This is a genomic window from Labrys neptuniae, assembly GCF_040797145.1.
GTDB lineage: Bacteria > Pseudomonadota > Alphaproteobacteria > Rhizobiales > Labraceae > Labrys > Labrys neptuniae.
The window spans coordinates 54,748-80,029 of the sequence record NZ_JBFNQD010000020.1 but is presented as its reverse complement, the minus strand read 5'-3'; the positions used below and the strand labels follow the sequence as shown (position 1 = coordinate 80,029).

Genomic DNA, 25,282 nt, shown 5'->3' with positions numbered 1-25,282 from the left:
AAATCCTTCCATCGATGTCCCAACTGCCGCATCCGCTTCAGCGGAGCGTCTCCTTGAATCTGCCAAAGTAGTGCTAGTCGTAGGATTGTGGCCTTAATATACCAAACTGGTCGGCCAGCATATGCAGATGCTCGAAATCGCGAACGATCAGAAAGCCGGCATCCGACAGAGCGTCGACGAACGCAAATCTTGCGGCTTCAACACTCTTCAGATCGGACATTGCTTTTTGGCACACATCCAAAGCATGCTCATAGAGATCGCCGCCCTCATCCGGCCATCGCGTGCGCATGAAAGCCAGCGCTTCGGTGACACCACAGACTTCAATCCAATGCCCGGCGTCCAGCAGAAAACGAACCGGTTTGTTGAAATGGTCACTGTTCATTGTTTAGCTCTGTTACCACTGCCGGAGGTTGGTCAATACTCCAGAGGCCCTGCCGGGCTCGGCGCCGACCCGGCTCTACGAGTATTGGCCAACTGCTCGGCCTAAATCCTTTTCGACGAAATCTTTATGAGGCTTCACTGCAAGGATGGATTACCACCCTCCGACGAATGTCGGCCACTGGCCGCTCGACGCCGGCGTGACGTGCGATCGTAGCGGGACATACTATTCGCCCGGTTCCCGTCCAGTGCGCGAAGCGCGTCCATGATGTCATCGAAGGGGACAACGCGCCCTTTGCGGATCTCCCGAAGGCTCGGAGTCGCCTCCAAAGCGCAGGCGTCCGAAGCCCATGCTGCCAGGATTGCCCGCTTTTCGTTCAACGTCAGATCCGGATCGGCAATGATGTCCCTTGGATGATCGAAGGCCGATCCGGGATTAAGAAGTTGGGAAACATCGAATTCGTTTCGTCGTGTTCGCTTTTCCATGACAGTATTCTCCGTAGACGGAGGGCGACAAATTAGCACCCCTCTAGTCACAGCATTCAAGCTGCCTTGGCTGGCCTACCCTGATCGGCGGCTTCAGCGGAACTGATCTCAATGCGGCGGGGCTTCATGGCCTCCGGTATCCGCCGCGTCAGATCGATTTGCAGCAAGCCGTTTTCGAACCTTGCGCTGTCGACCTCGACATAATCGGCCAGATTGAAGCGACGTTCGAAGGGCGCGGCCGATATGCCGTGATAGATGTAAGCTGCGCCATTTTTGGTCTCCGACTTGCGTCCGACTATGATCAAAAGATTTTGTTGTGTCGTGACAGCTATATCGCTCGCTTTAAAGCCAGCGACGGCCAGGCTGATCCGGAAACTGTCTTCACCGGTCCGGATGATGTCATAGGGGGGATAGCCTTCGACTGTCTCCCTGGTGCCTGCATTCAGCAGGTCGAACAGGCGATCGAACCCAATCGCCGATCGGGCAAAAGGTGTGAAGTCGTAAGTCCTCATAGCCACATCCTCGTGAAAGCAACATGGTTATAAGCAGCGCGCCAGACGCCGCTGACGTCTGCATCAGGCCCATATTGGGCACCCGACGGGCAACGAGATGGTAAGAATGACACCCCTTTCAAGGGAGCCGGAAGAAAAAATTCTCACGCACACCCTTGCCCCGACATCGGTCTCCATTTCTGCACTCATCATGGCTGCCGTCAGTTATGATCGATCAGCATTGTGCCCTCTCAATCCGTTTCGTGCTGAAATGTTTGAAGGACTGCCGCCAGTCTGGCTCGCACCTCGGTATTGGCCGCGGCTTGTACTGCGGCGCCGGATTCGGACGTTGCGCGAACCATGTACTCACCATTCCTTGCCTGCAGCGCATCGATTTTCCATTTTGGCCTGCCCCATGCCCTCAGCTTTTCGACGGCATCGAGGGACGAGGTTAGCATCGGAATAAAGGTCGGTGTTTCCACCTTCGTCGGTGAATCATAAAGCATGATGATCGTCGACGATGGATGCGCTCTGACATTGGTGTATTCAACCAGGGCATCCGGAACATACTGTAGCGCCGCCGCTATTTCGCAATCCAACCTGGGATCACGCCCCTCGCTCTGTTTGACTCGTTGAACCAGGTCCTCAAGTTTCGTTTTGTCGATCAGCGAGCTTGCTTCGTTCATTTTGCTCCCACCTTCCTCAAGGGAGTAACGACTTGGAAAAGGATGCGCCGTTTTCTCGGCTTGACGGATCCGACAAATCCCACAGCCGCTCAGCCGCAAAATCGGCGCTAGTGCTGCTGCTGACCGCGATGCCGCTCAGACACGCGTTCTAAGCGTGAGGCTGGAAACCAGGGTTCTATTTTGCCGTCTGGACGTCGCAGATCCACATTTCCCTCGGGATCGTTGGCAGGGCCGAAATGCAAAGCGATCACTTCGTAAGTTGTTTCGGCGCTGAACATTTCTGACAAAGACGACGCTGCGTCCGATTTGACGCGAACGACATCACCTATGTTCACCATATTCTCCTCCTTACGCGTGTTCGGAAGTCTACCGAGACGAAAGGCTCGAGTTCTGACCGGTTGTCCCACGAGCCGTTCTGAACCTTTCCCTGTCTTCGGGCTCAACCACCTTGTTCACATTGAAGCCAGCTTCCGATCGCAGGCTGTTGTTGCTTGCGGGGCGGCCGCAAAGCTCTCTTGGCTTCCGATGTGGTCAGATCGCGTGAAAACTCTCGCAGAGGTGCCGAGCTCGCGCCGGCCCTTGTCCCAGTCGCAAACCAGGCGTGCCCTTTTTTGCCGGTCTGGCTTATGCGTTCCCCGGCCAGGTCGGGATTTTTGTGGGTAAATAGTCGGATCTGGTTAGACGTCGTGCGGTCGGACATCTTGACCGTCGGCCCGATGCCTTCGCTTTCGCTGAATTCGTCGAGATGCGACATTCCCGCTTCGGCCAGGGCTCCAGCAAAAGCCTGGCGACAGTCATCGGCATTCATCCGACCGAGGGCAGCAAGATAACATGCGTTGCGCGCGGCCAGATATGCCGGACCTCTTGCTTGCGGCCAGTGATGCAAGAGAAAATAGGAAGCCTCGGCTGCATTGGAAATCCGCTGCAGCAAGTTTGGGCGAAGCATGAAGACGACGGGTCTTTCAAATGATTCTTTGCTCATTGCCAGACTTGAACCAAGCTAAGTTCAGAGCAAATCCGCTCCTTCCTGTTGATCGGCGGGGCGGCAGTCATGCTCGTACCGCCGCCCCTGCGCTACTCAGCTCTTAACCTCAATCCGCTTGACCTGCGTTTGCGCCTTCGCGGTCTTGGGTAGCGTAATGGTCAGCACACCATTCTTGAATCGTGCACTGACCTTGTCTTCCTCGACCTCGAGGCCAACGGGGATACGCCGCTCGAACTGACCGTAGAAACGCTCGGAGAATTGCCTTTCCCTATCCTCGGTCTCCGAATGCTTCTCACCCTTCAATGTCAGCACGCCCTCGCTCAGGAAGACTTCGACATCCTTTTCCGACAGCCCCGGCACTTCGGCGGTTACCTTGATCTCCTTGTCGTTGTCGGAAATCTCCACGCTGGGCCAACCCACCCCGGAAGCACCTAATCTGCCGAAAGCCGGCGACCGGGTGTCAAAGCCACGAAAGGCGTCGTCGAACAGCTTGTTCACCTCCCGGTGCAGTGACAGGAACGGATCGCGGTCGCCGTCGCGAAAAAGGGCCGGCAGTTGATCACCATTGCTGCGACCCCAGGGAATCAGATCACGAACACTCATCATCTGTCTCCTCTGTGTTCATTCGATTGCCAAAAGCTTGCATAAGCGCCGGACATCTTGGTCCGGCGCCTTGCTCGAACCGTCTTGTCTGGCCGCCTCAGGCCGCGTGCTTCCCGGCTGGGATCTTCGTAAACTCGGCCTTGGGTGGAACGCCGTAGTCGGCGATTTCAATCCTGCGCGGCTTCATCTCTTCTGGAAGGTCGCGCTTGAGATCAATCGTCAGCAGGCCCTTGTCGAGATTTGCGCCAACGACCTTGATGTGATCAGCCAACTCGAAGCGTTGCGCAAAGGTGCGTCCGGCAATGCCGCGATGCAGGTACTGGCCTGCGTCCTCGCCTGCCTTCTGGCCCGAAACCACCAAGACGTTGCGCTCCTGGGTGATGCCCAGTTCGTCTTGCGAGAATCCGGCTACTGCCATGGTGATGCGGTAGTCATCCTCGCCTGTCTTGGTGATGTCGTAGGGTGGCCAGTTATTGGCCGTCTCGATACGGCTCGTCGCTTCGAGCGCGTTCAGCATCCGGTCAAAACCGATGCTCGACCGGAAAAACGGTGTAAAGTCGAGAGTGGTTCTCATAGCCACATCCTCCTAAAAGCAACATGGATACAAGGTTGGTTTCAAGCTCCCGCACTGCCGTGGAGCGGGGAGCACCGGCCCCTCAATGGCGACCGGCAACTACGAGTTAGTCCACGCTCGTGGCATTTCAAGAGGCTCGCCGCAGCAATTTTTGCGGTGTCGATGAATGCCGATCTCTGGCCTGCCCGAGAGCTAATTGTCACGCGACATGGAGAGCGAGCCGAGGATGAAAACCAGCCTCGCGGTAAAGCGAAAGGTCAGCCCATCGTCCAACCAAGGGATGCGGCAATGCCACGGTTCGTGGTTTTGCCTTGTCCCCGACTACCTCGCCGTTCCGGTCATTGCTCGCGGCGTGTCTACTTGCGATGTCGAACGAGCGGTATGTTTATACAATGTGCGATCGGCGCCGCGGATCAGGCCGGTTCCGTCAACATTGGGGAGTGGCCCTATGGACCGTCTCGATGCGATGCAGGTCTTGCTGGCGGTTGTCGATGCCGGCAGTTTGTCGGCAGGTAGCCGCAAGCTGAATGCCCCGCTGCCGAGTGTCAGCCGGAAGGTCGCCGAACTCGAGCGCCATCTGGGTACGCGCCTTCTGGTTCGGACCAGCCGGAACATCCAGCTCACCGACACGGGCCGCGACTATGTCGATGCCGCCCGTCAGATTATCGCGCAGATAGAGGATGCCGAATTGCGGGCGTCAGGCGAGTATGAAACGCCCACAGGCACGCTGACGGTCACGGTACCGATCACATTCGGCCACGATCACGTGCTGCCGTTTGCCTTCGACTTCATGTGCGAGCATCCCGAGATCACGCTGAACATTCTCTCTCTCGATCGCGTCGTGAACCTCATCGACGAACATGTCGATGTCGGCGTCCGCCTGGGCGAACTCGCCGACAGCTCATATTATGCGGTCAAGGTCGGCGACTTCGACTTTGTGACCTGTGCCAGCCCGGAATATCTGGCACGCAGGGGGCGTCCATCGAGCCCGGAAGACCTTGCCGCCCACGACGGCGCCGTCTTCGGCCAGATCACCGAACCAGGCTGGATCTATCAGCGCGAAGGCCGCAGGTTGGAAGGAAAGCCAAATGTCCGCATTCGCGCCAATACGGCCACGGCTACCCTGACCGCCGCCTTGCGCAGCATCGGAATCGTGCGTCTCCCCCGCTACCAGGTTGCCGGCGAACTGCAATCGGGGGCCCTGGTCGCGGTATTGGACGACTATGAGAGCCCCTCATTTCCTGTCCATCTGATTTATGTCCGCCAGGGACTATTGCCCCTGAAGGTGCGCGTGTTCATCGATTGGATAGCGCCACGCTTGAAGCGCAAGCTGAAGGACCTCGGCGCGTTCAAGCCGAATTGAGATTGACCCAGCCGCTGGATCGTTGCTGGCCCGAGCGACATAAAAACCCGCCCCCAAGGTTTTCCGCATATCGGCACTTGAGAGGCTGCCTATCGTTTTGGCTGCCTGCCGCGGACTTCAAGTCTCCTCCAAGTATCGCTCACTACCGCATACAACAACAGGAGACTACCTATGACTGCCAAGACTCTCTTCACTGCACATGTTCACACGGTTGGCGGCCGCGAGGGCTGGACGAAGAGTTCGGACGGCCAGCTCGACGTCAAGCTGTCGGTGCCCGGCTCCAACCGTCCCGGCACAAATCCGGAGCAGCTTTTCGCAGCGGGCTGGTCCGCCTGCTTTGAGGGCGCGCTCGGGCATGCTGCTAGGGAACGGGGTATCAGGCTTCCGACAGAAACCGCGGTCGATGCCGAGGTGAACCTGTCGCTCGATGAAGCGGAAGGCTATTTCCTGACCGCTCACCTCAACGTCAGCATTCCCGGCGTCGCCGACGACATCGCCCAGCAGCTGATCGATCGGGCCCACGAGACCTGCCCCTATTCGAAGATGACCCGCGGCGGCATCGCCGCCAGCGTCGCACTCACCATCCCTGCCTAATCCGAATGAACAGGCCCGGTGCATGTGCAGGTACGTGCGCCGGGCCAAGAGGACGCGGCACGGGTTTTCCATCGTTCCTGCCAGCGTCGCAGCTGGAGAGATATCGTCTCTCCAAATCCTCCCTTTTTCTTCTAACCCTTTGTTTTATCGCATTTTTATCGAGAAGCCCCCACGGCTCCGTTGAAAAATGTTCCAGGAGAATTGCCATGCCCACCTCCCATCCCCTGATTGACCGTAGGAGCTTTGTCGCTTCTGCTGTGGCCGGAACCATCGGCACGATGCTTCCGGCCCTGATTTCCACCGCGACCGCATCCCCCTCGAGCCTCGCCAATGTATCGTCCGGAGCTGCCGCTGCCGGCCATAAGACGATCGGTGACGGTTCGATCCAGCCGTTTCGCTATCGCGCAACCGATGCGGAACTCGCCGACCTGAAGCGCCGGATCAAAGCCACCAAATGGCCAGAGCAGGAAAACGATCCGTCACAGGGTGTCGCTCTTTCCACCATTCAGAAGCTCGCCGACTTCTGGGCGAACAAGCATGACTGGCGACGCGCCGAAGCACGGATCAACAGCTATCCCAATTTCATCACCAATATTGACGGCGTCGATATTCATTTCATCCAGGTGAAGTCGAGGCACGCCAACGCGTTGCCGATCATCGTCACGCATGGTTGGCCCGGATCGATCATCGAGCAGTTGAAGATCATCGACCCGCTTACCAATCCAACCGCTTATGGCGGCAGCCCTGCCGATGCTTTCGACGTGGTGATCCCGTCATTGCCGGGCTATGGCTTTTCCGGCAAGCCAACCGTCAATGGCTGGGATCCGCAGCATATCGCCCGCGCCTGGGCGGTATTGATGCAGCGGCTGGGTTATACGCACTATGTCGCGCAGGGCGGTGATTGGGGTAACGCAGTGACCGAACAGATGGCGCTTCAGCGCCCCGCCGGTCTCCTCGCGATCCACACCAACATGCCCGCGGCCATTCCCCCGCAGATCGCTGCACTGATCCCGAACGGCCCGGAGCCGCCCGACTTGAATGGCGAGGAAAAACATGCCTGGGACCAGCTCGTCGATTTCTATTCGCACGGACTCGGCTACGCGCAGGAAATGGCAGGCCGTCCGCAGACACTCTATGCGTTGACGGACTCGCCGGTCGGCCTTGCCGCCTGGGTCATCGACCACGACATCCGCAGCTATAACCTGATCGCGCGCGTCTTCGATGGCGCCAGGGAAGGCCTGACGAAGGACGATATCGTCGACAACATCACGCTCTACTGGCTGACCAATACAGCGGTATCCTCGGCCCGGCTCTATCGCGAAACCAAGCTCGCCTTCTTCGCACCCAAGGGGGTGTCGCTGCCGGCCGGCGTCAGCGCCTTTCGTGACGAGATCTATCAGGCACCGGAAAGCTGGACGCGCAAGGCCTATCAGAACCTGGTCTTCTACAAGCGCCATGAGGAAGGCACGCATTTCGCGGCCTGGGAGCAGCCTGAGGCTCTGACGGAAGACCTGCGCGCGACGTTCCGCATAATCCGGTGAGGTGTTCGCCCCCATGAAGGCCCAGTCTCGCTGCCAGCTCGAGGCGGCGAGGCTGCCGGGAGTCTGCCGTATGCCCGTGATCCATCTCCGTCGGCCGAGGTTGCCCACAAGCAGCATCTTGCCGGTCTCGTCCGTCTTGGAACCAGCCGGCAAAAACCGTTCGGCAATGGTGCGATCCCATCGAAACCGCCACCCGGACGCCGCGGAGCCTTTGGATTGGTTAATGCTTTAGCCTCGACGCACCCGGCATCCACTCAGGAAAAGTCGCGCGCAATAACGTGCCCGCGCGGCGATCTCCTCACGGCCGGGCGGCGAGCGCAGACCCAGCATGATGGCGCGCTGCGGCTCCATGATCATCATGCCGCGCAGCATGCCGACCGCAGTCTCCGGGTCTTCGATCTCGATTTCACCGAGATCGTGCTGCCGCCTGAGCCATGCTGCCATGGTCTGGCTGGTGGGACGTAGAGCCAATTCGTAGAACGCGGTGGCGATCTCAGGGAAGCGGTCGCATTCGGCCATGACGAGGCGAAGGCTGGAGACCGTCTCCTCATCGAAGGTCAACGCGCCATAACCGATGAGAATATGTTCGAGAGCGGCGTCGATCGGCAGCTTTTCGAGCCGCTCTTCGTCCAGGTCCAGATAGAAGCGCGAGATCCGTGCCGCGATGACGCTGCGGAACAGATCGGCCTTGGTCGGGATCAGGCGGTACATGGTCTTGGTGGAGACCCCGGCCCGTTCGGCAACCCGCCCCATGCTGGCACCGGCATAGCCCTGGCCATGGAATTCATGGCGTGCCGCCTCGACGATTACCTGCCTGGTTTCGGCATCCGGCCGGACCTGGGGGCGCCCCCGCTGGCGTCTGGGCGTTTCCGAATTTAGGACCATGATCATTTTCCAAATTCTGTTGACAAAGTGAACGGTTGAGATTATTTAGGAAAATAGCAATTTTCCTAAAAAGGAGCAAGTCCCATTCCGGCAGCTCCGGCAGGAAAGGACCCGATCATGAGCAAGCATGAAGTCATCGTCACCGATGAGAAAACCGTCCCCGTGGTGGAGGTCATCCCCGGCTTGGAGCTGGCGAACGAGCCATCCCTCCCCGTTGCACCCAAGCCCACAAGAAAAGCACGCCCGATGCGCTGGCTGTTGCTGGCCGGCGTCACCCTCGCCGCCATGGCGGGCGCCGGCCATTATGGCTGGGACTATTGGACGGTCGGTCGCTTTCTGGTCGCCACCGACGACGCCTATGTCAAGGCCGACAGCACCACCATCGCGCCCAGGGTATCCGGCTATATCGCAGCGGTGCTGGTCAACGACAATCAGACGGTGAAGGCCGGCGACGCGCTGGCCCGCATCGATGACCGCGACTTCAAGGTCGCTCTCGAACAAGCCAAAGCGCAGGTTGCCGCCGCCAAGGCCAACATCGCCAACAAGCAGGCGGCCCTGGTGGCCGAACAGGCCGAAATCGACGCGGCGCAGGCAACGGTCACGGTCGATCTCGCCAACCAGACTTTCGCCGAGCAGGAAGACAAGCGCTATGCCGAGCTTGCCCAGAAGGGCTTCGGCAGCCTCCAGAATGCCCAGCAGGCCGCCTCTCGCATTGCTGCCGCCCGTGCTGCGGTCGCCCGCGACACCGCCGTGCTTGCCAAGGCCACCAAGCAGCTCGACGTGAACCGGGCCGAGCTCACCCAGGCTGAAGCTGCGCTCGCCGGGGCCGAAGCCACGCAGGATCAGGCCGAACTGAACCTCTCCTACACCAATCTCCTCGCTCCTATCGACGGTTTCGTCGGCAACCGCACCTTGCGGGTGGGCCAATATGTCCAGGCCGGTACACAACTGATGGCGGTGGTTCCCAGCCATGAGGCCTACATCGTCGCCAATTACAAGGAAACGCAGCTTACGGACGTCAAGGCGGGACAGCCGGTCGAAGTTGAAGTGGACACGTTCCCCGGGCAGATCTTCAAGGGCCATGTCGACAGCCTTTCGCCTGCGAGCGGCCAGGAGTTCGCCTTGCTGCCGCCGGACAATGCCACCGGCAATTTCACCAAGGTGGTGCAGCGCATTCCGGTAAAGATCGTGCTGGACGAAGCCAGTGCTCCATCGGTCGTGCTCCGCCCCGGCATGTCTGTCTATCCCTCGATCGACACCAGGGCCACGGCAACGCGGGTCGCCTCGGCAAGTGCTGCCGCCACCAACTGAGATTCCCCTCACAAGAAAGCCATGGCAGGAGGCTGCGATGTCATCATCGGCCCAGACCGTTCGGCTCGGTTCTCCCATTCCCACCCCTATCGCCGCCAAGCCCGCCGACAAGGCCAGCACGACCGCCTGGATCGCAGTGCTTGCCGCCATGATCGGCGCTTTCATGGCGATCCTCAACATCCAGATCACCAACGCCTCGCTGCTCGACATCGAGGGCGGCATCGGCACCGGCGTGGACAACGGGGCCTGGATCTCGACCTCCTATCTGATCGGCGAGATCGTGGTCATTCCCCTGACCGACTATCTCAGCCGTGTGTTTTCGTTCCGGCGCTACATGCTGACCAATATCGTGCTGTTCGCCCTGTTCTCGGCCGCCTGCGCCTTCGCGCATGATCTCGGCACCATGATCGCATTGCGTGGCCTGCAGGGCTTCGCCGGCGGCGTGCTGATCCCGATGGCCTTCACCATGGTCCTGACCCGTTTGCCCAAGGGCCAGCAGCCGATCGGCCTTGCCATGTTCGCCCTGTCGGTCACCTTCGCGCCCGCGATCGGCCCGACCATCGGCGGCTATCTCACCGAGAATTACGGCTGGCAGACCATCTTCTTCGTCAACGCGCCGCCGAGCCTGATCATGTTCGTCGCGCTCTACTTCACGCTGGAAAAGAAGCCGATGCAGCTCTCGCTCCTCAAGGAGGGCGACTGGGCAGGCATCGTCACGATGGCGATCGGGCTTGCAGCGCTGCAGACCGTGCTCGAGGAGGGCAACAAGGATGATTGGTTCCAGTCGTCCTTCATCGTCAAGCTCGCCTTGACGGCGGCGCTGTTCCTGAGCGCCTTCATCGTCATCGAACTGACCGTCAAAAAGCCTCTGGTCAAGTTGCACCTTCTCGTGCAACGCAATTTCGGCATCGGCATTGTGGTCAACGTGCTGGTCGGGGTAGCGCTGTTCGGCACCGTCTACATCCTGCCGCAATATCTGGGCCAGGTGCAGCGCTACAATGCCGAGCAGATCGGTCTGGTGCTGGCCTGGACCGGCCTGCCGCAGCTCCTCATCATTCCGTTCGTGCCGTTGCTGCTCAAGCATTTCGACGTGCGCTTCATCGCTTTCGTCGGCATCAGCATTTTCGCGGCAAGCGCCTTCATGAATGTCAACCTGTCACCGGACAATGCCGGCGACCAGTTCTTCCTGCCCAACATCGTGCGCGCTATCGGCCAAGCCCTGGTGCTGACGCCGATCAGCGTGATCACCACGGCAGGAATCGCGCCAAGTGATGCCGGTGCCGCTTCGGGCCTATCCAACATGCTGCGCAATCTAGGCGGTGCCGTCGGCACGGCCACACTGGGAACGGTGCTCACCAAGCGCGAGCAGTTTCACTCCAACATCATCGGGCAGTCGGTCACGCTCGTGCGCGACGAGGTGCGTGATCGGATCGATCACCTGACCCAGTATTTCATGGCGCATGGCGTAACCGATGCGGCCCTTGCCCAGCACAAGGCCATCGGCGTGATCGGCGCAACCGTCCATCGCCAGGCACTCATCCTAGGCTTCGGCGACACGTTCGCCGTGATCGGGACCGTGCTGGCGCTCGCGGCACTCGCCGTATTGTTCACCCGCAAGATTCAGGCCGGTGGAGGCGGCGCAGGCGCCCACTGAGCATGGTTCGAGCCCTGGGGCAACGTGCGTACATGGAACTCTCCTTCTCCTATCCAGGGATCATAATTGGAAAATTCCAACTCAAAACGGTCCGATTCAGTGGGGACACGTCAGTCCCGGAATGGGTCCAGTCGTTTGCCCGCGCCTGCGTTGATGCAGGCGCGGGCGTGTTCGTCAGCCACGGTGCTCCAGTCCTGCAGCCGGTAGAAATCTATCGCGGCGTGCCGATCTTCTATGGGCTCGGCAATTTTCTATTCCACCTCAATGAAGGCGAGGTGGTCTGGAGCGCGCCGGAGGTTTGGAAAAGCGTCGTCGCGACATGCCGTTTCGACGCCAACGCTCGTCTCCGGTCGATCGATCTCCAACCCATCGTGATCGGCGGCGACAGGCTGGAAGCCCGGAACTATCACGAGCGCATCGTGCCAATTCCCGCACCTGCGGACCTAGCAGCGGAGATAATCGAGGATCTGGCTGCGCGCTCACACGCACACTGCGTATCGATTTCTTTCGAAGCCAATCATGGGAAGCTAAGTCCTGTTGAGCCTTCCCGGGCGTTGAGAGCATGCGCCGATCAGAAATCCGGCATCTGATTGAGTACAGTTGCAGCTGCCTCTTCCGGCCCCTTCCGCGCCATACAGTGGATGACCGTTTAACGCCCCATCTCCGTCGCTCAAGTATGTGCATGCCGTACCCGGAAGCAGATACTCGTTCAGCTTAGAAGCGAATGTTCGTTTCGTGCCTTCCGACAGCGTCATCGTCGCCGCAATAACTGATTGCGGGGCCCTCTTTGCGCCCTGCTCAGTCCTCGTCCTGCCACCTGCGCAGATCCGTCTGGTCATGATAGGCCATGCGGTCCGGCGTGGTAATGAACTCCATCGTCGTGCCCCACGGCATGCGGCAATAGCAGACCCTGTTTCCAGGACCTTTCTCGGTTGCATAGGGAATAGCGCGCGGCGCGGTGAGGGGGGTGCCTCCCGCTTTCTCGAAGCGCTCGACCGATGCGTCGATGTCGTCGGTGTAGACACCGAAGTGCGTAATGCCGAAGTCGCTCGGTCGAACCGGTTGGGCTTGTTCGGGGCCGTGCATTTCGAAGAGCTCGATGTCCGGTCCGCTTCCGATCTTAACCATCGCCTGTGCACGCACGACCGTTCCAGGGAAAGCGCCAGTGGCCCGCTCGAATTCGGGTCCCTGCCGCGGCGGATCCTGTGGTCCGAAGGACTGATAAATCACTTGGCCCCCGAAAGCTTCCATCAGGAACATTTTTGCTGCTTCGATGTCGGGCACCGTGATGCCGATATGATTGACGCCGCGAATTTGAGGTGCGGTCATGGTAGTTTCCTTTCTTGTTTTGTCGATCAAACGCGACAGGTGTGGGCGCAACCCGTTGCGATGTCGTGATCCGACCTCCGCGACGGGGCGGTGCGGTATTTTAGTTGGCCTTGAGGAAATCGATCAGAGCGGCTGCGACTTCATCCGGCCGCTCGTCCGCTACATAGTGGCTGCTCCGCGCAATCGAGCCGCCTGTTACATTGCTGGCAAACTCCTCAAGCATAGGCACCATTTGTGCACCGAAACGCTGCTCCCCGCCGAGACCTAACACCGGTATCTTGAGCGGTTGCTTTTTGTACCCGAGTGCGGCCGCATGGTCGGCGGTGAGGGTGCGATACCATTCCATACCGCCGCGCGTGCGGCCAGGAAGGGCCATTGCTTTCGCGTAGATCTCGATGTCCGCCGAATCGAAGGTACTGTGATCGTAGAACCGCTCAGCCATGAAGGCCGAAACATAGTCATATTCACGGCCGTGGATCAGTCGCTCCGGTAGATCCCGGTTCATATGGAAGCTGAAGTGCCAGATTTTTCCCGTCGTCGCTTCCCATTGCGTCCAGCCGGGAAGCGGGACGTCGAGGACGGCCAGGTGGGTAACAGCCTCCCGATAGATGGCAGCCTGCGGCAACGCCACCATTCCGCCAATGTCATGGCCGCACACGGCGTAGCGTTCATACCCAAGAGCTACCATGACCTCGTGCGCATCCCGCGCCATCGTCGCCTTGTCATATCCACCAAGCGGGCAGTCGGAAAAACCCGCACCGCGCAGATCCATGGCCACCACACTGAAATGCTCGGCCAACGGCGGCATCACATGGTGCCATTCCCACCATGTTTCCGGCCAGCCGTGAAGCAGAAGGACTGGCGGGCCTGAGCCTCCCCTGACGGCGTTGATCTTGATGCCATTCACCGGCAGCAGCTGCTGGGTAAATCCCTTCAAAGTTGCGATCATGATCGCTTTCCAGTCGATGTTGACGTTCAAACAGAGCTCGCGGCCAGCGCTCGGAGCTGATCGAAATCGGTGGTGATCGTGATGTCGCGCCAAGCATCGATATCGTTGCGGAAGGCCGCCAGCTTTCGCTCAGCGATCGAATGCGCGATCGGGCCGAGCGGCAGATGAAGCGGGGCGTCATCGGCATCGACTGCCTGCAGTATCACCGCGACCGCCTTGTCGGGATCGCCCGCCTGATTGCCGTCGTTCGTTTCGCGATAGCGCTTGCGGGAGGTCGCGGCATATTCCGGCATCTCGTTGGCCGCCATCGTGATCGAACGGCCAAGGAAATCGGTGCGAAACGGCCCGGGCTCGACGATCAGCACGCGAATGCCGAACGGCTTCAGCTCGCCGGCAAGCGCTTCGGAAATCCCTTCCACGGCAAATTTGGCGGCGTGGTAATAGCCTCCGCCGCCGCGGCCTTCGATGCCCGCGCCGGACGACATGTTGACGATCGTTCCGCCCGAACGTCGCAGGACGGGTAGCGCGGTTCTGGTGGTTTCGATCAGACCGAAGACGTTCACCTCGAACATTGGCCGATATTCCTCGGGCGCGCCTTCCTCGATCGCGCCGAACAGGGCGTAGCCGGCATTGTTCACGAGCACGTCGAACCCGCCGAATGTCTCGACCGCCTTTGCGACCGCTGCCTGAGCAGCCGCCGCATCGGTCACGTCGAGTGGCAAAGTGATCATGCGGCCGCCGAAAGGCTCAGCCATTTCCTCGATCGTTTTGACATTGCGGGCCGTTGCGATGACCCGATCGCCGCGCTGTGCTGCAGCGAGCGCGAGCCGCCGCCCAAAGCCGCTTGAGCAGCCTGTGATGAGCCACGTTTTCATGACTTTTTCTCCTAGTTGTTTTCAGACGATGCCAGGGGACCGGCTAACGCTGGCGAAGGTGGATTGCCAGAACTCATGGCTTTCAACTTCAATGGCAGGGCGCAGACCCGGAGAGATCGGCGGCCTGCGCAATCGACAGGCACCGATGCGCCGCTCAGAGCTGCTTCACGATGCTGCGCTGCGGTTTGACGGCGGTGACGATCTCGACGTCAGCCATTACCTGAGCGGTCTCCGGCGAATTGAGCGCCGCTTCCATGGCGGCCTCGTCGCGGAAGTTGACGAAGCCGACCGCGATCAGCCCGGCGCCATCACCCTGCGGAAAGAACCCGCCGGCGCTGACCAGCCCATAAGGTTCCCAACTTTCCCGCACGAGCGGGAAGTGTATGTTGATCCAATGATCGCGGTTGAACGGCGCTTGCTCATCGCCCGCATAGGTCACCAGCATCGTGATCATCATCGAAGTCCTTATTTGCGATCGTCGGACCGAGACCCGCGCCGACGAGTTGGCCGGTCGCGATGCCGAAGCCGCAGGGGTGGCTTCGGCGCGTGGGTCACGAAACTTCCGCAGCCCTGAGCCTGAACATCAGGGCATCGGCTTCATTTGCTCGCCGCTTCGGCGATGACATCGGCGACTTCGCGCGGATGCGAGATATAAACCGCGTGGCTGGCACCGGGCACCTCGGTGACCGTCGCACTTGCCCGCTTGTACATAGACCGCTCCGCCTCGGCGCTGACAGCCATGTCCAGCCCGGCCACGATGCCGTAGCTCGGCTTGGTCTTCCAGGCCACGTGCTGCGTCTTGGTTCCGAGGATCTTCGCCGAAACCGGCACCTGCGAGTTAGCCATGAAATCCGTCTCGCCCTTGGACAGGTCAGCGGCGAATCCGGCTCGGAACTTCGCGGGATCGAACAGCAGGAAGCCGTCAGAAGTCGACTTGAACGCGTCCGCGGTCGGACTCGGCCACTTCTCAAAAAGATCGCCTACGCCCTCGCCAACATCTGGGACGATGGCCGCGACATAGACAAGTGCCGAAACCTTCGGATCGACGCCGGCTTCGGTGATGATCTGACCACCATAGCTGTGGCCGACGAGGATGACCGGCCCGGTTTGCTGCTCGATAGCGCGGTGAACCGACTGAACGTCATCCGCCAGCGAAGTGTTCGGTTCCTGAACGACCGTGACTTTCAAGCCCTTGGCGACCAGGCGCTCATAAACGCCCCTCCAGCCGCTGCCATCGACCAACGCGCCATGGACCAAAATCACATTCTGGGCCGGCTGCGCGAAAGCGGAGGGCGCGCCGAACACCACTGCAAGTGCCGCAGCACCGAGATGGAGAGACTTGAGAGACATTTGCCGATCCTTCCGAATGGCATGAGGTGATACATGAGAGACGGTCCCGATGGACCGATGGTGGGAATTTAGATGTTTAAATTTGTTCTTAAACTGACATAAATGTATTCTCCGCGTTCATTTTTGTAGGGCGGTCGCGATGGAATGGAGTGACGTCAGAATCTTTCTTGCTATTGCGCGATCCGGCACGCTCGGCGGCGCCGCGCGTTCTCTTCAGACAAGCCATCCGACCGTCGGCAGGCGCCTTCGCGCACTTGAGCAGGCGATCGGTCACACGCTCTTCCAGCGCACATCGGACGGTCTTGTGCTGACAGAGGAGGGCCACGGGATCATCGCGCTGGCCGAGCAAATGGAAGAAGGCGCGCTGGCCATGGCGCGCCGGCTTGCGGGGCAGGAGCAGAATCTCAAAGGCAGTCTGCGCATTTCATCAGCGGACTGGTTTGGGGCCTATGTCCTGCCTCCTATCCTGGCGGATTTCTCGAAAACCTACCCCGATGTCGACGTCGAGATCTTGACCGGCACGCGCCAGTTCAACCTTGCCCAGCGGGAAGCCGACGTCGCTTTTCGTATCGTGCCGTTCAACACTGCCGATATCGTTCAGCGGCGGCTCTTCAGGCTTGAATACGGCGTCTACATCGCCGAGGAGGCGGCTGATCCCAAATATGGCGATGGGACCGGTTGCCGGCTGATCACCCATGACACATCCACGGGCCATTTCCCTGACATCGCGTGGCTCATCGAGAGTTTCCCCAACGCAAGACCGGTCCTGCGATCGAACAACCGCAACGTCCAGGGGCGCATGTGCAGGCAAGGCGTCGGCATTGCTGTCCTGCCCCGCGTGGTCGGCAATCAGATCCCAGGTATTCGCAGACTGGAACTACCGACACCACCGCCGGCGCGAGATATCTGGATGGGATACCATCGGGACCTACGACGTCTTCAGCGTCTTCGCGCGTTCATCTCGACCGTATCGGACCATCTCGTGAACGCGACCGCATGATGTGCGGCCCGGAAATGACTCAACGTTCCCGGAGAAACTCCAAGATCGCTGCAGTCGTCTCGGTCGCTCCTCGGCGGTCCAGTGCCCGGTTTCGTTGAATTCGATCATCGTCACATCCGGCGTCCGAAACTCTTCGCGCGAGCGGTCCGTCGGCTATTGGAAATAGTCTCTCCAGTGCGGAGTAAGAACGGCGAGCTAGAGCTACCCAGTTCGGAAGTCACCCGAGGTGGTATCGCGATGGTCAACGTGGGTATGCCGTCGGGTGGCAATGGCTAATCCAGCAGCCCTGCGAAGCAGAGGATACAATTCTCGTAATGCCTCACTTCCTCGGCGGAACTTCAAAGCTAACCGTCTGGCTGCCCATGACTCGATGCGTGGGGTCTGCGAGTTCAACCAATACCTTATGTGGCCCGCGAGGCAGCCCGACCACGATGATGGTCTCGCCGATGGCATCGACGAAATGCCAAGGCGCATCGTCGACGGTGATATGCACATGCCCTATACGCGGAGAGACATCGAGCGCTCCGGCGCCAAATACCGGCACGACACGCAGGTTTTCAGTACGGTACTGAATGAAGACAAGACCTTTCGCGAGCTGCTCGGGAAGCGGTGGATCAACAAACAGTTTAGCCGGCGGCTCGTCTTCAATTGCGACTAGGGGCGACGGTCCAATGACGTCGCGGACGCTCTGAGCCTGAGCGGTCGTGGCGACGAAAGCAGCGACAGTCATTGCGAGAGGCCTCCCAGAGAGTTTCATGCCCACCTCCTGCTTGTCCAAGAGTGAGTGCGACCCACCGCCTGCGCTTTAAATTTGTGCTGAGCCGCCATCAACGAACAGCTCGATCCCTGTGACAAAGCTGCTGTCGTCCGAAGCGAGAAATAGGGCTGCGCTAGCGATTTCAGCGGGGTCGGCGAGTCGACCTAGCGGAATTGATTGTTCTGCAGCGCGGAGCATTTCATCATGCGCCTGCTCCGACGACGTAAGCCCGTGCCACCCCGGAGTAGACGTATTGCCCGGCGCGAGAACGTTGACTCGTATTTTCCTGTCCGCCAGATCGAGGATCCAAGTTCGCGCAAAGGCACGAATGGCTGCCTTGGTGGCGCTGTATACGCTGAATGTCGGCGTCCCGGTCGAACCGGCTGTTGATCCCGTCAGGATGATACAGCCTCCATCCTTGAGAAGGGGCAGCGCTTTTTGAACCGTGAACAGAGTTCCTTTCACGTTTGTCCGAAAGGTCGCGTCGAAATGCTCTTCTGTGATTGCGCCGATGGCAGCAAATTCGCCGCCCCCGGCGTTTGCAAACAGCACGTCAATCGATCCCGCTTCGTCCTTCACGACCGCAAACAGCCGATCGAGATCCGCAAGATTGCCTACGTCGCCACGGACGCCGCGTACACCGCTGCCGATGGCATCAACGGCCTCATCGAGCTGCTTCTGGCGTCGGCCGGTGATAAACAACCTGGCCCCCTCGGCAGCAAAGCGCATTGCGGCCGCGAGTCCGATACCCGTCGTTGCGCCAGTGATAACGACGACCTTTCCATCGAGCTTGCCCATCGTCAAACGCCCTCATAGACCAAGCGGGTAAAAAAGCCCGCATCGATGACGAAGTTGCCCCAGCGAGCATCGAAGGAGGCAGTCGGCTTGGCGGCGACCGTTTCGTCTCGTGTTCGACCCTGCCGCTTCAGCGTTGCGACCTTTTCCCGAACCGCGACAAGCATGTCCCGATAGTCGCCGAGCTCCACGCGATTGCTGACTGGCGGCCCGTGACCGGGAATTATCACCGTCTTGTCGGTTGCCGCCGCGATGCTCGTTTCACAGGCGGCAATTGTCCCGTCGATGCTGCCGCCCGTTGAATAGTCAATGAAGGGATACGAACCGTTCCAGAAAATGTCGCCGACGTGAACGATATCTAATTCGGCGAAGGTCACTGAAATGTCGCCGTCCGTATGGGCGGGACCGTAGTGCTTTAGGCTCAGCGATATGCCGTTCAACTTGATATCAAGGGCGTCCCCAAAGACCTCGCTGGGCACACCGCCCTCTGGCAGCGGGAGGAAATTGTAGTCCCAATCCTCGACGCGCCGGACCTCTGACAAATATTTGCGCGTATTGACGTGGGCCGTGATCTTGGCCCCTGCTGCATTAAGCCACGCATTGCCATCGGCATGGTCGAAATGCCAGTGCGTGTTGATCAGGTGCGCGACAGGCTCTGCACCGAGCTGTGCTAGAGCTTTCGACATCTGGGGCTTTGACACGCCGATCCCTGCGTCGACCAAAACTTTGCCATCACTGCCGGTCAGTGCGGCAACGTTGCCACCAGATCCCTCTAAGACGCTGAGGTTTCCGCGCAGCTTGTGTGTGACGATCGGGGACGAAGCTGCGCTGTCTTTGATCACCGTTACGAGGCCGCGCGCCTCGGCGTAAGCGCTGCGGGGGGAAGGCCCCCCGCCGATGAAAGCGGCTGAAGTGCCGACGCAGCACAGGCAAAAGCCCCGGCGCGTTAAAGGATGCTGGAGATTGCGCGACATAGGGTCCGTCCCTCTGGCGTGGGTTGTTCCTGTCTTGGGTGCTTTGATCCGCAAGCCGCAAACTTGCCTATGCCTCAGTGCGCCGCAGCTGAAGTCCGCCAGAAGCGTGAACTTCGGCGATGCGGGGCAAAGCCGGCGCACAGAAGCCCACGCGCCGGGCCGGCCACCTTGCCCGTCCCGCTGTTCTCAAAGCCAGACGGTTGTTAGGCCTTCACGATGACGACTTAAGGAAGGCCAGCAGGTCGGCATTGATGATTTCGGCGTGCGTCGTCGGCATGCCATGTGGGAAGTCCTTGTAGGTCTTCAACACGCCGTTCTTGAGAAGCTTTGCGGAAAGCGGCCCGGCATCAGCATAAGGAACGATCTGGTCGTCCTCGCTGTGCATCACGAGCGTGGGAATGGTGATCTTCGGCAGATCTTCCCTGAAGTCCGTTTGCGACCAGGCTACGATACCATCGTAGTGAGCCTTGATACCGCCCATCATGCCCTGCCGCCACCAGTTGCGGATCAAGCCTTCGATCGGCTTCACCCCTGGCCGATTGAACCCGTAGAACGGCCCAGAGGCGACATCGAGGTAGAATTGAGCGCGATTGGCCGCGAGCTGAGCCTGATATCCGTCGAACACCTCCTTCGGAAGCCCACCCGGATTGGATGCGGTTTTCACCATGATAGGCGGCACAGCGCTGATGATCGCAGCCTTCGCAACGCGATCTTGGCCATGACGTGCCAGATACCTCACCACTTCCCCGCCGCCGGTTGAATGCCCTACATGAATCACGTTCTCCAAACGGAGATGCGCGATGACCGCGGCAAGGTCATCGGCGTAGTGGTCCATGTCGTGGCCATCGGCCACCTGTGAGGAGCGACCGTGGCCGCGACGATCATGCGCGATGACGCGGTAGCCCCGCTCTAAGAAGAACACCATCTGAGCGTCCCAGTCATCAGCAGAAAGAGGCCAGCCGTGACTGAAGACAATCGGCTGCCCGACGCCCCAGTCCTTGTAAAATATCTCGACGCCGTCTTTAGTTGTAATCATCGCTTGTCCCCCCGTGTAAGAGCTGGATTTTTTAGGAAGAGCTGCCGAAGCTTGGTTGGCAGTGAGGCCGGCGTTAGCCATTGTGGCGGCCGCCAGGGCACCAGCCGCTCCCGCTAGTAGGTTTCGACGGGTGGCTAAGAAGCGCCCCGACAGCCTGTTCGAGATCGCGCCCGTTGCAAAACGGGGGCTGACATGTTCAAGCATTGCGAGGTCCTCCATCATCCCGGTCAGCTTCTGTGCTGTCGGACGGCCCCCGATCTGTGCGTCAATCGGTGTTGGGAAGGGTTACGATCTGTTGAGATCGTTCTCGGCTTTCGCATGCAAACCGTCATGGCACTCTCCTCTGCGTTGACCGCAACATGGAGCCATGCCAGAGGGGCCCAGCGACACTACCGTTTGATTATGGATGCATAATTCCCGTTTGGGCGGCAGCGATGTAGTATTCGACGCTCGTTCTTCGGGGGCGATCATGGAAATGCATCAGGTCCGCTACTTTCTCACGGCGGCAAGTTCGTTGAGCTTCACGCGCGCCGCCGAGGCCTGTCACGTCTCGCAGCCCGCTCTCACCACGGCGATCAAGAAGCTGGAAGCGCGGCTGGGCACGCCGCTGTTCTATCGCGAAGGCAAGCAGATCGTGCTCACGGAGTTCGGCCGCCGCATGCAGCCCTGTCTCGGTCAAATTCTCGAGCAGGCAAAAGCGGCGGAAAGCATCGCGAAGGATTTCCGCCTGCTTAACCAGGTTCCGATTCGCCTGGGCGTGATGTCGAGCATCGGCCCGATGCGCATTGCGTCGCTACTCGCCGAGTTTCAGCGGCAGTCGCCGGGCGTGGAAGTAGCGGTGCGCGACGGCGCACCGGAAGCGCTGGCGGCGCAACTCGAGGCGGACGAAATCGATGTCGCGGTGCTCAACGCGCTCGACGGTTTGGGCGATAACTACCGCGCGGAGCCCCTTTACAGCGAGCGCTACATGGTGGTGCTGCCGCCCGAGCACCCTCTCATCGCGCGCGACGTGATCGCGCTACGTGACCTCTCGGAACAGCCGTACGTTGACCGGCTGTCCTGCGAGCTGCGCGAAATCGTGATGGGCGTATGCAGCGATATGGGCGTGAAGCTTTACGCGCGCTTCCGTTCCGAGCGCGACGAATGGGTGCAGGCCATGGTGATGGCGAATATCGGCTTCGCCTTCATGCCCGAGTTTTCGGTGACCCATCCGGGGAGCATCCGCCGTCCGCTGGTTGATCCGGCGGTGGAACGCACCATCAGCCTCATTACCGTGTCGGGAAGACGCCACTCTCCCGCGGTCGCGGCCTTCGTTCGCACTATTCGCAGCCATCGCTGGAAGTGAAGGGCGTACCTGTCCCGATTGCCGTGTATTTTGCGCCCCATTGTCCCGCTCTTGCTTCCCAAATTTGTAGCTCTGCAAATGGCTGGCGCGGCCGATATGGGGCCGTAGAACGAACGCGCTGCGCGGGAGTGTCGCCCGCGGTTGAGGTAGAGATCAATAATAAGTCGTCGCGCGTGCATTGAGCGTGGTTCGACAGCGGCAGAGCATGACGGGCTTCTTCAACAAGGAGCCTGACCATGCCCCATTCCGTGATCGATGCATCCATCAGCCCACTGCGCCAGCGGCTGATCGACGACATGAATATGCGGCGTTTCTCATGCGAGACGCAGCGCAACTATCTCCGCGATATTGGACGTTTGGCGACCTTCCTTAGGCGTTCGCCGGACACCGCGACCATTGACGATCTGCGCCGGTTCCAGATCGAGCAACAGGACGACGGCGTCCCCGTGCCCACCGTGAACAGCATTGTATCGGCGCTAGGCTTTTTCTTCACCCACACGCTCGACCGCCCTGACCTGGCGCGCCGGCTCGTTCGGCTGGCGCATCCGCGTAACCTACCCGTGGTGCTCAGCCGCGACGAGGTTGCCCGGTTGCTTAACGCCACCACCTGTCTCAAACACCAGGCAGCGCTTTCGGGCGCCTATAGCGCGGGCCTTCGCGTCGCCGAAGTGTCGATGCTATCCAGCCCGGTACTTGTGAACGGCGGACGCGCCGTCGCTGACATCGGTCACAAACACAAATCCCCATAGTCGTCGATTTGTGGCCCGCGGGTTCCTTCCTCGGGGACTTTCGTACGCCTGCCGGCGCCCGAAACTCTTCACGTAAGCGGGCTGGCGGGTTTCGCGTGTTTGCGGTCAGATAGCTGCCGCGCGGCTCGTGCCAAGAGTCCACTCTGACGTGCCTCCAGCTTTTCGGAGCGTTCTGAGCTGGAATTTTCCACTTATGATCCCGATGACGGGAGAAGGAGAGTTCCATGAAGAAGTCGAAGTTTTCGGAGGCACAGATCGCCTTCATCCTGCGCCAGGCAGATGAAGGAACGCCTGCCAGACGAGCGACACGTCGGTGTCCCGCTATCTGTCATTCGCGCGAGGCGCGGGATTTCTTGACGCTATGTGACAGGCATGGGCGCTTACATCGTAGGCCAGACCCGGCAGGTCTTTGTCGGCAAGCAACACCTCTGAAAAACGACGGCGCGGGCGCGATCAGGTGGCGCGATTGCGCACGTTTCCAGATGCTTGCGCAACAGTCAGAAGCCAGTCGGCAAACAAGCCGGCGTCGGGATGCGTGCTGTTGCCTGCGGGCTCAACCAGGTAGAAGGCTTCGTCAATCGGCAGGGCGAGGTCAAACGGCGCGATGAGCCGTCCCGAGGCCAAAGCATGTTCGGCCAGCGATTTGCGCCCAAGCGCGATACCGCCGCCCTGCGCCGCCAGTTCGAATGCCGTCAGGGACGTGTCCAGATGCAGCCCGGAGCCTGCGTCGACATGAAGAGCTCCGGCTGCCTTCAACCAGATGCCCCAGCCCTCGTGATAGCCAAGCACATGCAGGAGCCTGTGGTGTCGCAGATCGTCGGTCACTTGCGGCGGGCTCGAAGGGGCGCAGAGTGGCGTAATCGTCTCCCAAGTCAGGCGACGGCTGTTGAATCCGGGCCACTGCCCGTTGCCATATTGGATGTCGAGGTCGAAATCGTCGCTGTCGATGGCATCTTTCCAGACACTGGACAAAAGGCGGATGGTCTTGCCCGGATATCGGTTGAGATAGTCGGGCAGGCGCGGGGCAAGCCAGTTGACGGCGAAGGAAACCGCGCAGCGCAGGGTCAGGACGCTGCTGCGGCGCTGGCCAAAGACCTCTCGCGTGCCGATGGCCAGGCGCTCCATGACGTCCTGGATTTTGGGCAGATAGGCGGCGCCAGACTTGGTCAGTTCCAGCCCGCGCGGCCGGCGGATAAACAGGGGACGCCGCAGGTGCTGCTCCAGCGCCTTCACGTGTTTCGAGACAGCGGCCTGGGTGAGATGCAGCTCGGCTGCCGCCTGTGTGAAGCTCAGCGTCCGGGCCGATGCCTCGAAGGCACGGAGCCAGGTCAGCGGGGGGAGATCCAGGTTCATCACGGCTCCAAAACGCAGGCATAACTATTTGTATAGGCGTTCCCCCCGAATACGTCGTTTGACCAATTCGCGCCAGAGGGATCTTTGGAGGCATCCAGGGAGGCCCCATGTTCAACGTATTCCCGACGGCGCGCCTGCGTCCCTCGCCCTTCTATGCCTGCGCGGTTGCCGATGGCATGACCGCTGCCAGCATCTACAATCGGATGATCATGCCGACCTCCTATGGCAACCCGGAGGCGGAGTATTGGCGGCTGATCAACGGGGTCTCGCAATGGGATGTGGGCGTGGAGCGGCAGGTACAGCTGAAGGGCCCAGACGCGGGTCGGCTCGCGCAGATCCTGTCGCCGCGCGACCTTTCGACCTGCCAGGCGGGACAGGGGAAATACGTGCCGCTATGCAATCATCGCGGCACGATCATCAATGACCCTATCCTGTTGAAGTTGGCCGACGACCTCTATTGGTTCTCGATCGCCGACAGCGACATCTGGTTCTGGGCCGGGGCCATCGCCGCCGAGCGCGGCCTGGATGTCGAGGTCAGTGAGCCCGACGTCTCGCCGATGGCCCTTCAGGGCCCCAAGGCCGAGGACGTGGTGGCCCATGTGCTGGGCGACTGGGTGCGGGGCCTCAAATACTTCTGGTTCCGCGAGACCGAGATCGAGGGTATCCCCGTTGCGGTGCAGCGCTCGGGCTGGTCGAAGCAGGGTGGGTTCGAGATTTATCTGAAAGACGGTACGCGCGGCACAGCGCTGTGGAACATCTTCAAGGAGGCGGGCCGACCCTGGGACATCGGCCCTGGCGCGCCCGCCACGGCAGAACGTACCGAAAGCGGCCTCGTCTCGATCGGTGGCGACACGGACGAGGCGACGAATCCGTTCGAAGTGCGTCTGGGCAGATATGTCGACCTTGACGTATCCGACGATGTGGTGGGAATTCAGGCCCTGCGCCGGATCAAAGCCGAAGGGATAAGGCGACACCAGTTGGGCCTGGTGTTGGAAGGCGAGGTCCCCGCGCCGCTCGGATTCCGCCGCGAGGAGATCATCCGGAATGGCCAGCGCATTGGAATGATGACGAACTGCGTCTGGTCGCCGCGCATGAGAGCCAACATCGGCTATGCGCTGATCGAAGCAAGCGTTCCCACGGGCGAAACGGTGCAGGTTCTGCGCGATCATGGACCGGTTGCCGCCAAGCTGGTCGATCTTCCCTTCCTCTGAGTCTCGAC

The 25,282-nt window shown here is 60.2% G+C and carries 29 protein-coding genes; 10 read left to right on the top strand and 19 right to left on the bottom strand.

All coding sequences use genetic code 11. The features are described 5' to 3' along the window. Positions 1-73 precede the first annotated feature (73 nt). From ABXS05_RS31045 to ABXS05_RS31010, 8 genes are all read right to left on the bottom strand, one after another. Positions 74-382 carry a DUF982 domain-containing protein gene (locus ABXS05_RS31045; protein ID WP_367626582.1) on the bottom strand — a complete coding sequence of 103 codons (309 nt, stop codon included), beginning with the start codon at positions 380-382 and terminating at the stop codon, positions 74-76. Positions 383-516: 134 nt separating this feature from the next. Next, positions 517-864 carry a hypothetical protein gene (locus tag ABXS05_RS31040; RefSeq protein WP_367626581.1) on the bottom strand — a complete coding sequence of 116 codons (348 nt, stop codon included), beginning with the start codon at positions 862-864 and terminating at the stop codon, positions 517-519. Between the two features lie 56 nt (positions 865-920). Beyond that, positions 921-1,376: an Hsp20 family protein gene (locus ABXS05_RS31035; protein ID WP_367626580.1), complete on the bottom strand. Its 456-nt coding sequence runs from the start codon at positions 1,374-1,376 to the stop codon at positions 921-923. 230 nt (positions 1,377-1,606) lie between these two features. Beyond that, entirely contained in the window at positions 1,607-2,041 is a 435-nt protein-coding gene (locus ABXS05_RS31030; RefSeq protein WP_367626579.1) for a hypothetical protein, read from the bottom strand. Between the two features lie 107 nt (positions 2,042-2,148). After that, positions 2,149-2,379, bottom strand: a complete 231-nt coding sequence (locus ABXS05_RS31025) for a hypothetical protein (RefSeq protein WP_367626578.1) — start codon at positions 2,377-2,379, stop codon at positions 2,149-2,151. A 101-nt stretch (positions 2,380-2,480) separates the two neighbouring features. Continuing rightward, positions 2,481-3,023 carry a DUF982 domain-containing protein gene (locus ABXS05_RS31020; protein ID WP_367626577.1) on the bottom strand — a complete coding sequence of 181 codons (543 nt, stop codon included), beginning with the start codon at positions 3,021-3,023 and terminating at the stop codon, positions 2,481-2,483. Positions 3,024-3,119: 96 nt separating this feature from the next. Then, positions 3,120-3,629: an Hsp20/alpha crystallin family protein gene (locus tag ABXS05_RS31015; RefSeq protein WP_367626576.1), complete on the bottom strand. Its 510-nt coding sequence runs from the start codon at positions 3,627-3,629 to the stop codon at positions 3,120-3,122. Positions 3,630-3,726: 97 nt separating this feature from the next. After that, complete coding sequence (locus ABXS05_RS31010; protein WP_367626575.1) at positions 3,727-4,203, bottom strand: Hsp20 family protein; 477 nt, start codon at positions 4,201-4,203, stop codon at positions 3,727-3,729. Between the two features lie 448 nt (positions 4,204-4,651). Here ABXS05_RS31010 and ABXS05_RS31005 point away from each other — a divergent pair, with 448 nt between their 5' ends. From ABXS05_RS31005 to ABXS05_RS30995, 3 genes are all read left to right on the top strand, one after another. Further along, a complete protein-coding gene (locus ABXS05_RS31005; protein WP_367626590.1) occupies positions 4,652-5,566 on the top strand; it encodes a LysR family transcriptional regulator in 915 nt (304 codons plus the stop codon). A gap of 171 nt (positions 5,567-5,737) precedes the next feature. Further along, entirely contained in the window at positions 5,738-6,160 is a 423-nt protein-coding gene (locus ABXS05_RS31000) for an organic hydroperoxide resistance protein (protein WP_367626574.1), read from the top strand. A 206-nt stretch (positions 6,161-6,366) separates the two neighbouring features. Next, positions 6,367-7,701 (top strand): epoxide hydrolase family protein, encoded by a 1,335-nt coding sequence (locus ABXS05_RS30995; RefSeq protein ID WP_367626589.1) that lies wholly within the window; start codon positions 6,367-6,369, stop codon positions 7,699-7,701. Between the two features lie 228 nt (positions 7,702-7,929). Here the strand turns inward: ABXS05_RS30995 and ABXS05_RS30990 are convergent, their stop codons facing one another. Beyond that, positions 7,930-8,586 (bottom strand): TetR/AcrR family transcriptional regulator, encoded by a 657-nt coding sequence (locus ABXS05_RS30990; RefSeq protein WP_367626573.1) that lies wholly within the window; start codon positions 8,584-8,586, stop codon positions 7,930-7,932. Between the two features lie 117 nt (positions 8,587-8,703). Between ABXS05_RS30990 and ABXS05_RS30985 the strand changes: the two genes are divergently transcribed. The 3 genes from ABXS05_RS30985 to ABXS05_RS30975 are packed head-to-tail and all read left to right on the top strand — an operon-like array spanning position 8,704 to position 12,141. Further along, on the top strand, positions 8,704-9,897 hold the full coding sequence (locus ABXS05_RS30985) for an HlyD family secretion protein (protein WP_367626572.1): 1,194 nt from the start codon (positions 8,704-8,706) through the stop codon (positions 9,895-9,897). Between the two features lie 37 nt (positions 9,898-9,934). Beyond that, positions 9,935-11,551, top strand: coding sequence for a DHA2 family efflux MFS transporter permease subunit (locus tag ABXS05_RS30980; RefSeq protein ID WP_367626571.1), 1,617 nt, complete (start codon positions 9,935-9,937; stop codon positions 11,549-11,551). Positions 11,552-11,583: 32 nt separating this feature from the next. Continuing rightward, positions 11,584-12,141: a CapA family protein gene (locus tag ABXS05_RS30975; RefSeq protein ID WP_437178714.1), complete on the top strand. Its 558-nt coding sequence runs from the start codon at positions 11,584-11,586 to the stop codon at positions 12,139-12,141. 208 nt (positions 12,142-12,349) lie between these two features. Here the strand turns inward: ABXS05_RS30975 and ABXS05_RS30970 are convergent, their stop codons facing one another. From ABXS05_RS30970 to ABXS05_RS30950, 5 genes are all read right to left on the bottom strand, one after another. After that, the gene (locus tag ABXS05_RS30970) at positions 12,350-12,880 is read right to left on the bottom strand and encodes a VOC family protein (RefSeq protein WP_367626570.1); all 531 of its coding nucleotides are present in this window, start codon (positions 12,878-12,880) and stop codon (positions 12,350-12,352) included. A 100-nt stretch (positions 12,881-12,980) separates the two neighbouring features. Continuing rightward, positions 12,981-13,829 carry an alpha/beta fold hydrolase gene (locus tag ABXS05_RS30965; RefSeq protein WP_367626588.1) on the bottom strand — a complete coding sequence of 283 codons (849 nt, stop codon included), beginning with the start codon at positions 13,827-13,829 and terminating at the stop codon, positions 12,981-12,983. A gap of 26 nt (positions 13,830-13,855) precedes the next feature. Next, positions 13,856-14,704, bottom strand: a complete 849-nt coding sequence (locus ABXS05_RS30960; RefSeq protein WP_367626569.1) for an oxidoreductase — start codon at positions 14,702-14,704, stop codon at positions 13,856-13,858. 154 nt (positions 14,705-14,858) lie between these two features. Then, a complete protein-coding gene (locus tag ABXS05_RS30955) occupies positions 14,859-15,161 on the bottom strand; it encodes an EthD family reductase (RefSeq protein ID WP_367626568.1) in 303 nt (100 codons plus the stop codon). 140 nt (positions 15,162-15,301) lie between these two features. After that, on the bottom strand, positions 15,302-16,054 hold the full coding sequence (locus ABXS05_RS30950) for an alpha/beta fold hydrolase (RefSeq protein ID WP_367626567.1): 753 nt from the start codon (positions 16,052-16,054) through the stop codon (positions 15,302-15,304). Between the two features lie 139 nt (positions 16,055-16,193). Between ABXS05_RS30950 and ABXS05_RS30945 the strand changes: the two genes are divergently transcribed. Next, on the top strand, positions 16,194-17,054 hold the full coding sequence (locus tag ABXS05_RS30945; protein ID WP_367626566.1) for a LysR family transcriptional regulator: 861 nt from the start codon (positions 16,194-16,196) through the stop codon (positions 17,052-17,054). A 319-nt stretch (positions 17,055-17,373) separates the two neighbouring features. Here ABXS05_RS30945 and ABXS05_RS30940 read toward each other — a convergent pair whose 3' ends face one another. From ABXS05_RS30940 to ABXS05_RS30925, 4 genes are all read right to left on the bottom strand, one after another. Further along, entirely contained in the window at positions 17,374-17,811 is a 438-nt protein-coding gene (locus ABXS05_RS30940) for a DUF6130 family protein (RefSeq protein WP_367626565.1), read from the bottom strand. Positions 17,812-17,859: 48 nt separating this feature from the next. Beyond that, positions 17,860-18,609, bottom strand: a complete 750-nt coding sequence (locus ABXS05_RS30935; RefSeq protein WP_367626564.1) for an SDR family NAD(P)-dependent oxidoreductase — start codon at positions 18,607-18,609, stop codon at positions 17,860-17,862. 2 nt (positions 18,610-18,611) lie between these two features. After that, entirely contained in the window at positions 18,612-19,580 is a 969-nt protein-coding gene (locus tag ABXS05_RS30930; RefSeq protein WP_367626563.1) for an MBL fold metallo-hydrolase, read from the bottom strand. 211 nt (positions 19,581-19,791) lie between these two features. Further along, positions 19,792-20,616 (bottom strand): alpha/beta fold hydrolase, encoded by an 825-nt coding sequence (locus tag ABXS05_RS30925; protein ID WP_367626587.1) that lies wholly within the window; start codon positions 20,614-20,616, stop codon positions 19,792-19,794. A 469-nt stretch (positions 20,617-21,085) separates the two neighbouring features. Here ABXS05_RS30925 and ABXS05_RS30920 point away from each other — a divergent pair, with 469 nt between their 5' ends. Both ABXS05_RS30920 and ABXS05_RS30915 read left to right on the top strand, forming a co-directional pair. Then, positions 21,086-21,961 (top strand): LysR family transcriptional regulator, encoded by an 876-nt coding sequence (locus ABXS05_RS30920; RefSeq protein WP_367626562.1) that lies wholly within the window; start codon positions 21,086-21,088, stop codon positions 21,959-21,961. Positions 21,962-22,197: 236 nt separating this feature from the next. Continuing rightward, complete coding sequence (locus ABXS05_RS30915) at positions 22,198-22,710, top strand: tyrosine-type recombinase/integrase (protein WP_367626561.1); 513 nt, start codon at positions 22,198-22,200, stop codon at positions 22,708-22,710. A 453-nt stretch (positions 22,711-23,163) separates the two neighbouring features. Here ABXS05_RS30915 and ABXS05_RS30910 read toward each other — a convergent pair whose 3' ends face one another. After that, entirely contained in the window at positions 23,164-24,063 is a 900-nt protein-coding gene (locus ABXS05_RS30910) for a LysR substrate-binding domain-containing protein (protein WP_367626560.1), read from the bottom strand. Between the two features lie 176 nt (positions 24,064-24,239). Between ABXS05_RS30910 and ABXS05_RS30905 the strand changes: the two genes are divergently transcribed. Beyond that, positions 24,240-25,274, top strand: coding sequence for a glycine cleavage T C-terminal barrel domain-containing protein (locus ABXS05_RS30905; RefSeq protein ID WP_367626559.1), 1,035 nt, complete (start codon positions 24,240-24,242; stop codon positions 25,272-25,274). Positions 25,275-25,282 lie beyond the last annotated feature (8 nt).